1 protein-coding gene and 1 pseudogene are annotated in these 1,253 nt (G+C 52.8%); both read right to left on the minus strand.

Annotated features, from left to right (window positions below):
• Nucleotides 1-180 (minus strand): annotated as a pseudogene (locus tag A6U95_RS31645) (hypothetical protein); the annotation flags it as partial.
• Nucleotides 181-1,069: 889 nt separating this feature from the next.
• A partial coding sequence (locus A6U95_RS26875; protein WP_275505127.1) for a RepA family replication protein occupies nt 1,070-1,253 on the minus strand: 184 nt, incomplete at its 5' end.

A 1,253-nucleotide genomic window follows, 5' to 3' on the forward strand; every position in this document is an offset into this window, starting at 1 on the left:
TACCCATAAATCTGCACAGCCCCACGTCATCAGGGGCTGTTGTACGCCGACGTTCATGGCCAGTCGCTCCGAAAAAACGCGATCCAGATTCCTAACCATCGAGATACCAAACTCCTCCGCCGCCCGCTCCTGTGTCCAGCCAAGTCCTGTCCGCCAAAGTTTCAACTCGAATCCTGTCATCGCTCATCCACACACTTAAAATATGACATTTTGTCATATTATATCTTTATAATATTGTTTTTCACACCCGGCAGGGCGACGACCGTTTCGGCTCACCCGGCATGAAAGCTTTGGGTTCAATGCGCGTTAGCGCATGAAGGCGACAAACATGGCTATAAAGAACTCAGATGATAAGGGTCGCCGGTCGCGCGGCATAGCCGCCCAGTTCTGATAGGTTTTGCCTATCCCATCCCCCGCCCTGTAGAGCCAATCCCACTAATAGCGCCACAAAACTATTTTTGCGCGGTCGGAGTGGTCACGGCAAGGCGTAGCCGCAGCCGGGGCGTAGCTCCGCGTTAGCGGGCCGGTAGGGCCGCTTACGAGCGTGTATATGAAACTTTCAGCGATAGTTTTTACAACGACTCGATAGTTTGTTACAGCATCCATCTTAAAGCCACTCTGTTCCGGGCCTTTAGGCCCGGGTCGGGGAGGCTTTGCGGTGGCTGAGTTTTGATAAAGTGTATGGGTTAGTTTCGTGATTTTTGCCCGCCGTTGGCGGGAGCTACTTTTAAGGCGCTTGCGCCGTTTCTGAACGGCGCGGGTTTACCCGCTGCAAGTGAAGGCATTATCCACAGAGCAGAGCTCTTGTAAGGTCTTTTTAGGTCTAAATGAAGTTACAGTTACTTTGCATGTAATCCTTAGTAGGCATTTGTCTTCATAAGGTATTTGCATCTATCTGTGGAAAACTCGCAACGACTGGCCAGATCCTTGCACCCGCAGTCGGTTTGACGGACTGGCTCGCAGAAAAATGGCGCCTAAGAGTCAATTCAGGAATAGTGGACGTGCCGAGGCCTACGCAATCAAGCGCATCAATGGCGGGAGGGCGGAAAGCCGGGCAAAAGAGAGGGGGTTATGGGGTATCTGGTGGGGCTGACGTGGCCAGTTTACGCAGGGCGTGATAGCGCTGATCAACCTGTCGCTTTAGCGCCAGGTGTCCCATGGCCTCCAGCTCATCCTTGCTGTACATCTTTATCAGACCGTTAAGGATCTCAGTGCGCGCCTGCTGGCGCTCCATCTGCAGCAGTTTTTGCGCT

It is taken from the genome of Serratia sp. 14-2641, from assembly GCF_001692375.1.
In the GTDB taxonomy this organism is placed as follows: Bacteria; Pseudomonadota; Gammaproteobacteria; order Enterobacterales; family Enterobacteriaceae; genus Chania; species Chania fonticola_C.